At 53.4% G+C, this 9021-nt stretch carries 8 protein-coding genes and 3 pseudogenes; 7 read left to right on the forward strand and 4 right to left on the reverse strand.

Annotation, left to right across the window (positions count from 1 at the left end; all coding sequences use genetic code 11):
- Positions 1-86: 86 nt before the first annotated feature.
- The 4 genes from DXB00_RS13170 to DXB00_RS17410 all read right to left on the reverse strand — a co-directional run bounded on the left by DXB00_RS13170 (position 87) and on the right by DXB00_RS17410 (position 3157).
- Entirely contained in the window at positions 87-665 is a 579-nt protein-coding gene (locus DXB00_RS13170; RefSeq protein WP_118729896.1) for a TetR/AcrR family transcriptional regulator, read from the reverse strand.
- A gap of 101 nt (positions 666-766) precedes the next feature.
- Positions 767-2008 (reverse strand): hypothetical protein, encoded by a 1242-nt coding sequence (locus tag DXB00_RS16735; protein ID WP_199697297.1) that lies wholly within the window; start codon positions 2006-2008, stop codon positions 767-769.
- Positions 2009-2038: 30 nt separating this feature from the next.
- Positions 2039-2551 (reverse strand): DUF6076 domain-containing protein, encoded by a 513-nt coding sequence (locus tag DXB00_RS17405; RefSeq protein WP_243022713.1) that lies wholly within the window; start codon positions 2549-2551, stop codon positions 2039-2041.
- 45 nt (positions 2552-2596) lie between these two features.
- Positions 2597-3157, reverse strand: coding sequence for a hypothetical protein (locus DXB00_RS17410; RefSeq protein ID WP_243022712.1), 561 nt, complete (start codon positions 3155-3157; stop codon positions 2597-2599).
- Between the two features lie 183 nt (positions 3158-3340).
- Between DXB00_RS17410 and DXB00_RS13190 the strand changes: the two genes are divergently transcribed.
- From DXB00_RS13190 to DXB00_RS17425, 7 genes and pseudogenes are all read left to right on the forward strand, one after another.
- Positions 3341-3934: a CHC2 zinc finger domain-containing protein gene (locus tag DXB00_RS13190; protein ID WP_118729893.1), complete on the forward strand. Its 594-nt coding sequence runs from the start codon at positions 3341-3343 to the stop codon at positions 3932-3934.
- Positions 3931-5290 (forward strand): annotated as a pseudogene (locus DXB00_RS13195) (DNA primase family protein). The gene DXB00_RS13190 and the pseudogene DXB00_RS13195 overlap by 4 nt, the downstream one beginning before the upstream one ends.
- Before the next feature lie 421 nt (positions 5291-5711).
- The gene (locus DXB00_RS13205) at positions 5712-5930 is read left to right on the forward strand and encodes an LLM class flavin-dependent oxidoreductase (RefSeq protein WP_118729891.1); all 219 of its coding nucleotides are present in this window, start codon (positions 5712-5714) and stop codon (positions 5928-5930) included.
- Between the two features lie 291 nt (positions 5931-6221).
- On the forward strand, positions 6222-6539 hold the full coding sequence (locus tag DXB00_RS13210; protein ID WP_118729890.1) for a DUF3847 domain-containing protein: 318 nt from the start codon (positions 6222-6224) through the stop codon (positions 6537-6539).
- A gap of 2 nt (positions 6540-6541) precedes the next feature.
- Positions 6542-7502: pseudogene (mobQ, locus tag DXB00_RS17415) on the forward strand (MobQ family relaxase); the annotation flags it as partial.
- A 734-nt stretch (positions 7503-8236) separates the two neighbouring features.
- Positions 8237-8470 (forward strand): annotated as a pseudogene (locus DXB00_RS17420) (recombinase family protein); the annotation flags it as partial.
- Positions 8471-8589: 119 nt separating this feature from the next.
- Positions 8590-9021, forward strand: a 432-nt coding sequence (locus DXB00_RS17425) for a recombinase family protein (protein ID WP_243107229.1), incomplete at its 3' end; no start/stop codon positions are given.

A 9021-nucleotide genomic window follows, 5' to 3' on the forward strand; every position in this document is an offset into this window, starting at 1 on the left:
ACTCTAACTCACACAGATGACACAAGCGAGTTAGAATAAGCTAACTGTATCCCTTTTGAAAAGCCGCATCACTGCGGCTTTTCCGCTTATGCAAATAGCTCCCGGCAGGCGCCCCGCACCAGCGTTTCCAGCACCTGCGGGTAAAGCACCCCAATCTGCTCCTGATGGGAGACGGTTAAAATCAAGCCCCGCACTGTGGCGGCAGCCAGCGCCATACCGCCCTTGGGCTGCAAGCCGCCCATCTCCAGCAGGGTACGGATGTGCGTCTCGCCATCGTGGTAGTGGGCGGTCTTCACTTCCTCCGGCAGTCGGTGCAGGAGAAAATCCGCGTCATTTTCGATGAACACAAAGGCTTTTGTCTTGGAGAGCCAACGGCAGACCGCTAGGATCGCTGCTGCCGTGCGGTCGGCAGGCAATAAGGCTGTATTTTCCTGCAAAGACTTCTGCGCCGCCGCGAAGCACTCGGTATGAATGTCCTCCAGTACAGCGAAAAACAGCAGCTCTTTGGAATCAAAGAATTTATAAAACGATCCCTTGGAAATACCGACGGAATTTGTCAGCTGCTCCACTGAGGTTTTCCGCATCCCGATGGTAATGCCGCAGCGCCGGGCTTCCCGGATTAGGTCATTGCGGATCTGTTCATTCTGTTCATCTGTAAAAGCCACTGCGCACGCTCCTTGGATTTATGACCATATTGTTCATTTCAGTCAAATTGTAGCACGATCCGAAGATGTTGTCAACGGCGTCGTTTTGCTTTCCATCATGATCAAATCAGATCCAGCCTTTCCATCTCAAACGGCACAACCACGGATTTCAGCAGTCTCGTCTCCGGCAAACCCTGCACAAACCGTATCGCCGTCTTTGCAAAGATATTGCTTTTCACCGTGTCCCAATCCGCCAGCTTTACGATCTCCGCCATGCCGTTTTCAAAATCCAACCGAAGCTTGTCCCATTCGCCGTCGTTGTCTGCCTGATACAGGTAGACAGCGGCGGCTATTTTTTCCTTCTTGCGGCGCTCGGTCTGTTTCAGCGTCACGGTATGGATCACACCGCTTTCCAGCAGCTTCCGCCGCAGTTTGTCTAATGTACGCCGGTAGAACCGCTCCGCACCGCTGGCTGTCGTTCCTTCAAAATCCACCGCTAAATCTTCAAAGGTGGACTGCGTGGACAAGGGGCTGACGCGCCCGCAGGTCATGCAGATGGCGTTCCGCTTTTCCAGATACCATTGCTCTTTGTAGGAAAGCTGCTCAAACGCCGCCGTGACCGTCTTTGCCTGAATCCCGTTCCAGAGGATTTCGGCGTAGTTCCAGCTATCGTCGCGCGTCACATCCTCGCCGGTTTCTTCGCCGTCCTCATCCTGCTCCGTGCGGTAGAGGGAAACAATGCTGCGGTTGCGCTGGGCAATAGTCAGCAGCTCATCCGCAGATACGCTATCGTCCTTGTACCCGCTTTGAGCGGCAAACGCGGAAACTATCTCCGCGCGTCTCTTACCCGAATTGTTATAGATTGCGCCGATCTGACGCACACGCCGGTACTCCGCAAGACTGGCAAAGGAACCGACTTCTCCCATCATACGGCAGAACAGCAGCCCGTCCTGAATATAATGCTTTGCGTATTTCAGGAATTCTGTTTCCTGCGCCGGGTCGAACCTCGGCAGGCAAAACAGCAGCATTTGCAGGAGTTCCAGCTTATAGTCCAGAAACCGCGCCGGGTCGTAGCGGTCAATGCCATTGCGGGTGAGAAATCGGTAAATCACGCTGTTCAGACGCTTTTCAAAGTGGTGCAGGAAGAAGGAAAAGTATGCAAGGTCTTTGTGACGGACAGTTTCGCGTATGTAGTCGTTCAGCTCCATTTGCGGCGGTTCCGGGTCAAGCTGAAAGACGTTCCGGACTTCGCACATGGTCAGGCTGTCCTCATTGGCGAACGGCACTTTGGACGCATAACCGGACAGCTCCCATGTGTAGCCCGCAAGCTGTGCCGGTATCAGTTTGTTACGGTTATCCTCCATGTCTGCACCTCCCACCGCTATGGCGTTCCATTACCGCTCCATCGTTTCCTTCGCTTCCGCCAGCAGAGCCGCCTGCTCCATCTCGGCGGCATAGCCGCCCTGCGCATAGCCGCTGTCTTGCAGGGCTTTCTCCAGCTTGCTTTTTGCCAGTGCTTTCATTGCGGCGGCGGTCTGCTCATCGAGTGTGCCGCGGCCAAGATACTGCGTGATCGTGTTGAACCGCTTCGTATAGATTTTCTTGATGGGATGGTCGGCGGCAAGCTCCCGTCCACGAAGATTCCCGACTTGGCGGCAGGTGCGCCCACGTTTGTCTCCGGGAGCCAGACCGTCACAGTACTTGGCATATCTTGCGTCAGTGGTCAGAAACCATTTCCCACAGACCGCGCATTTCCTCGGCGCGTGTCCGACGCATAAACCTTCAAAAAGATCGGCGCGGAACATCCCAACGAAGGATACAAAATGCATCCGCTTGACAAGCTGCGCCTGCGTATTTCCGAGACGGATCGCAGGGACATACTGCACTGTCGCATTGGTCAGTGCCATCCATGAGGGATTGCTTTCCTCCAGAGTCACGTTTTCCTTGAAAAACTACCCGAATGCAGCGGCGTATCCCGCAGGCGTTCGTATTTCGGCATTCTCTTGCAGAAATTCTGCAAACGCCGTCATAGTTTTCTTGTACTGGTGCAGGGAATAGCTCAAATGCCCCAGCACTGGAATAACGCGCACCAGCAGCGCCGCCAAGGGATGCGCTCCTGTGATATTGCTGGCTGCCTGCTGCTCCATCGGGAGCTGCAAATACTCGTTCAGCTCGGTAAATGCTTCCTCGGAAAACGCCTGCATGAGATAATCTTCAAACTGCTTTCTGTCCAAGCGGGAGAACGGTTGGACATCATGCAGCGCATGAATGATGGTCTGTCCCGCCTCCTGCGCTTTTGGAAGAAGCTGCCTATCCACATTCTTTGCCCCGATGCCGGTCAGCAGCAGATTCAAGGTCATGCACGGCTGGTCCAACCGCGCAATCGTTCCGTCGGGGATATTCAGTACCGCACAGCCAATCGTGCCGGTCGGCATGACGCTGCCTGCGTAGGTTACGGTATCCTGCCAGAAATCCAGAGACAGCACATTGTGACGGATAAGCTCCTGTGCCATGCTGCGTCCTCCTGTCATGTTTTTCTATTTTAATTATACCACGAGAATATGAACGTGGAAAGACCTGTCATGTTTTTTAAATGAACTTGTCATGCCATCCGCCTGCTTTTTGCGAATCCGAACATAAAACAGGCAGAGAGGTGTGAAAGCTGCCTCTCCAATCTATTTTACGGAGGATAACGCATGAATTGTTTTCAGAACGTCAAATATGGCGTAAGCTGCCGGGAGGCGGCGGAGCGGTACGGCGTGGAGGTCAACCACTGCGGCATGGCGCTTTGCCCGTTCCACAATGACCGGCATCCCAGCCTGTATGCGGCAGACGATCACTATTATTGCTTCGCCTGCGGGGAGCACGGAGATGTGATCGACTTTGCCGCAAAGCTATTCGGCTTGCCGCTCTACGAGGCGGCGCAGCGTTTGGCAACAGACTTTCACCTCACACCGGACAAACCGCCCAGCGCAGCGGCGCTCCACGCAAAGCGTGTCCGAACAGAAGCACAGCAGCTCAGAGAAAACGAGTGGCTGTGCTTTTCTATTCTATCAGATTATGCCCGTGTGCTGCGGGACTGGAAGGTACGCTGTGCGCTGCAATCTTCGGAGGAAGCGCCGGATGAACGATTTGCAGAAGCCTGCCACAAGCTGGATAAAGTGGAGTATTACTTGGATATTCTGTGCGAGGGTGATTCCTATGAACGTGCCGAAGTGGTCAGTTATCTGCTTGCAGATGGTCGGTTGGACAAGCTCAAGAAAACAATCGATGGGAGGGACGCCGCGTGAACAAGAAGTATGCAGGGCTTGATTTCCCAGCATGGTTCGACGGCAAGGACATCAATGAGGCAGCCTTTTGCCGGGAGTTTTTGTCAAAGAACAAGCTCATCTATGCGGACAACGCATTTTTCACACCGGATGGGCGGCTGACAGACCCGCTGCTGCTGAACGAGAAAATCTATGCCGAACTGGAGTGCTGTGCCGCAAAAAAACATTCCGCACGCCATTTCCAAGATCGTGGAGATCATGAAGCTGGCGGCTCATGCAGAGAGCTTCCCGCCGAAGCCGGATGAGATTCATGTGCAGAACGGGACGTTCCGCATCGATGGCAGCTTTCTCGCAGGACGTTCTGAAATCGTGCGCAGCCGGTTTCCCATTGCTTACAATCCGCAGGCGGAGGAGCCGGTTGTCTGGCTGCGTTTTCTCTCCGATCTGCTCTACCCGGAGGACATTCCCACCTTTCAGGAATATATCGGCTATTGCCTCGTTCCCAGCACCAAGGGGCAGCGCATGATGATCCTCAAGGGCGAGGGCGGCGAAGGAAAATCGCAAATCGGTCCCGTGCTGGCGCGGCTGTTTGGCTGCAATATGAAGGACGGCAGCATCGCAAAAATTTCCGACAACCGGTTTGCCCGCGCCGATCTGGAGCACATTCATCTTCTTGTGGATGACGATATGAAAATGGAGGCTCTGAAGCAGACCAACTATGTCAAATCCATCGTTACCGCACAGGATAAGATGGATCTGGAACGCAAAAGCGTCCAGAGCTATCAGGGGTGGATGTATGCCCGGCTGCTGGCATTCTCCAATGGCGATCTGCAATCCCTCTACGACCGCAGCAACGGCTTTTACCGCCGCCAACTGATCCTGACCACAAAAGAGAAGCCTGCCAATCGTGTGGACGATCCTGACATTGCCGAGAAGATGAAGCGAGAGGTCGAGGGCATTTTTCTCTGGGCGCTTGAGGGCTTGCAGCGGCTTGCGGCAAACAGCTTCCGATTCACGGAAAGCCCCCGGACACTGAACAATCGGGAGTACGTCAAGCGTGACGCCAACAATGCCATCGACTTTATGGAATCCACCGGCTATATTCGGCTGAAGGCGGATATGTCTGTCACCTCCAAGGAGCTGTATGCCATTTACGGAATCTGGTGCGATGAAAACGGGCTGACACCTATCAGGCAGCGCTCGTTCAGCGATTTTTTGATGCGGAATCTGAAAACGTACAATCTGGAGCATACGAATACCGTCACGAACGCTACCGGGCGCAGAGTGTGGGGGTATCTGGGCATCGAGCCGCTGATCAGTCCCCATATATCTGAGAATTGGAGCAAATCGCTATGTACGTATGTACCGGAAAGCTGACGCGCACCCAATCGTGAACAAATCTGCCCATGCCGTGAAATGCTGCCTGCCCTGCACCATCGGTACGTATGTACACAGCAAAATGCCCTAATTCTACTATGTACAGAGTAGCGGTGAGATGCCCAAAAAGGCACTTTGAAATCAATCCTTGTGAAATTCATGAAAATTTTCACTGTAAGCCGAACGCAATGCACCGTCCGGTGGTTTACCGTAGTGTGAAGCCATTGCACTGGGATGTGGTATATCCCACCGTTCCGCATGACCTCGCCCAGAACGATGAAGCTGATAGGGTGCTGCTGCGAATAGGGCATCACGGGCGGAAATCTGAGCGGATTTGCGGCACGGAGGATTTTTTATTCCACCGCACACCAGCATTACCGATACGAAACCACACTACACGAAATTACGGAGGTAAAAATTGATGAAATCCAATCTGAGAAACGAAATCAAATCGTACATCGTCCGTCAAGGAATGACCATGCAGGGGGTGGTCGATCTGCTGCATGACGAACACGGCTGGTCTGACAGCGTATCCAACCTGTCCAACAAGCTCCAGCGGGAGTCCCTACGCTACACAGAGGCTGTTCAGCTTGCCGACGCGCTGAGGTATGAAATCGTCTGGCAGCGAAAGAAAAACTGACGAACCGAGAATATCCCGAAAGTCCCACCGGGACGAAGGGCGCACTTCTATACATGGTCAAGCCCTGTATGTGCGTCCTGCGGAGCCTATCGCCCGGACAGTTGTGTGTCCGGGCTGTTTTGCGTCACTTTGTTCCGTACAAGGGGCTGGTCTCCACCGGAGACCCGCGCCCCCTTGCGATGCTTGCGCATCTATCCCTGCCCACTTTGCAGCGGAAACCATCTGCTGACGCAGACAATTTCCACCGCAAAGTCTGAACAACTATTTCACCAATTTTGAAGGAGGTTAACCATGCCAAAACAGAAAAACCTTGCTGAGCTGAATGCCGAGAAAGAAAACATTGAGCGGCAGCTTACACAGGAGCAGCACAAGAAGCAGCGTCTGGAAAACCGAATCGCCTACTATGAGCGCGGCGACCGAACCAAACGCGCACACAACCTGATCGTCCGCAGCGCGGATATAGAAAGCATTGCTCCGCTGACGAAGCTGTTGACACGTGCTGAGTTTTATGCCTTGGCCGAAAAGGTTTTTGACCTGCCGGTGGTCAAAGGTCTGCTCATGGCAGCGGTCAACGAACACAACCGGGCGGAACAGAAAGAGGGGTGCTGAGTATCGCGTTATTTCATTTTCATGTAACCCAAATCAAACGCAGCGCGGGGCAATCCGCCGTGGCGTCTGCCGCCTACCGTGCTGGGGAAAAGCTGCACAGCGAATACTACGGCGAGATCAGCGACTACACCCGCAAGGGCGACGTAATCTGTTCGGAAATCCTGCTGCCATCTCATGCGCCGCCGGAGTATGCAGACCGAGAAACGCTCTGGAATGCGGTTGAAAAAGCCGAACGCGGAAAGAAAGCACAGATTGCCTACAGCTTTGACATTGCCTTGCAGAACGAGTTTTCCATGCAGGAGAACATCGATCTTACAAGGCAATTTTTGTTGGAGCAGTTTGTGAATTGGGGCATGGTGGTGGACTTTGCCGTTCACTCGCCAGACAAAGAGGACGGCGGCATTTCTAACCCGCATTTTCATGTCATGTGTCCGATTCATCCTATTGAGTCAGACGGCAGGTGGGGCAATAAGCAGCGGCGGGAATATGTGTTGGACGAGCATGGTGAGCGTATTCTGGATGAGGTGGGCAACTACATGTTCAACGCTGTGCCGACCACCGACTGGGGCAGTCCCGAAACCTTGGAGCATTGGCGGCAGGCGTGGGCTGATCTGTGCAATCGGAAGTTTGCGGAGAAAGGTTTGGATTGCCGGATCGACCACCGCAGCTATGCCCGTCAAGGCATTGAACAGATTCCTACCGTCCATGAGGGGCCGTCTGTCCGCGCAATGGGAGCGAAGGGCATCCGTACCAACAAGGTCGACTTCAACCGCTGGGTTCGCAAAACCAACGCCATGCTGCGGAAAACAAAAAATAAAATCGCCTCTTTGCTGGAATGGCTGAAAGCGGTTAAGGAAGAACTCTCCAAGCCGCAGCCGCCTATGCTGAACGATCTGCTGATGACCTATTACAATAACCGCAATAAAGGCGCATACAGCACAAAGGCCAAGACAGCCAACTTACAGCGGTATGCGGATGCATTCCGCTTTTTGCAGGAGAAGCAGCTTTTTACCACCGATGATCTGGATGCCGCGCTGCATTCCATGCAGAACAGCATCAGCGCAATGAAAGCGTCTGCCGGGGAAAAGCAATCCCGCATCAAAGAACTGGACGAGCTGCTGCGCATGGCACAGTATTATGTCGATGGAAAACCGGTTGCGGATAAGCTGGGAAGCATCCGTTTTGAAAAATCCAGACAAAAATACAAGTCGGAGCATGACGATACGCTGCGGACGTTTTATATGGCGGAACGCAAGCTGAAATCGTATTTCAAGGATGGCAAGCTACCCATCACCGCATGGTGCAGAGAGCGTGAGCGGTTGGAGCAGGAGCGGCAGCAGACACAACTGCACAGCCGCAAAAACGAAATAGAATTATGAGAAAGGAATCGTATATGGAAAAATTATCAGCATTGACGAAATCAACCGTGCCGTGATGGAGGGGAAAGACGATTTGGTCTTTGAGCTTTGCAAGGCCTTTGACCATGAGAGCTGCTTTGATCCGATCTTTGACCCGCCGGAGTCCTTTTATTTTTTCTGACCGGGAGGTGGCTTGTTAATGATAGTGACACAAAACTATGGTAATAATTCCAAGCACACCGATTCTGTCGGCTGACCCGAACATGAAGGAGGACGTTATGACGGATCAGCAAAAAATTACGATACTCTACTGCCGCCTCAGCAACGAGGATTCGCAGGATGGCGAGATGCGTACAGGAGGGCTTTGAACTGGTAAAGCAGGGATTGGTAGGCTGCTGGCTTTGCAAAGACCTATCTCGCTTTGGTCGTGATTACCTGACTGTAGGCCAGTACATCGACATCATCTTCCCCAGCTACGATGTGCGCTTCATTGCCGTCAACGACGGCGTGGACAGCCAGCGCGGGGACGGTGAGGGCTTTGCCGCAATCCGCAACTTATTTAACGAGTGGTATCCAAGAGATACCTCCAAGAAAGTCCGCACCAGTCTGCGTCAGCGCGGCACCAGCGGCAAGCATCTGGCAAACCGCCCTATGGCTACCGCTGCGACCCGAACGACAAGGACAAGTGGATTATGGATGAGGATGCCGCCCCGATTGTCAAGCGCATCTTTGACCTCTGCATTGACGGCAAAGGCCCGGAGCAGATTTCGAGGATTCTTGAAAGGGATCAGGTTCTCACGACCAAGGCGCTGTATGCCAGTCGTAAGGGAAAGCCGATGCCCAAGAACCCGTATGGCTGGAGCGATCAATCCATCGTAGGGATTCTGGAACGGCAGGAATACACCGGATGCACCTGCAATTTCAAGACCTACTCCAAGTCCTACAAGCTGAAAAAGAGGATTCCCAACAATCCGGAGGATATGTTCATCGTGCCGGACACGCAGGAAGCTATCGTGTCTCAGGCACAATGGGACAGAGTGCAGGAGCTGCGCAAAAACAAACGCCGTCCCGTGAAAGCGGAACGGCAGGGATTATTCGCAGGACTGGTCTACTGTGCAGGCTGC

This window comes from Butyricicoccus sp. OF10-2 (assembly GCF_003481925.1).
Classification (GTDB): domain Bacteria; phylum Bacillota; class Clostridia; order Oscillospirales; family Butyricicoccaceae; genus Agathobaculum; species Agathobaculum butyriciproducens.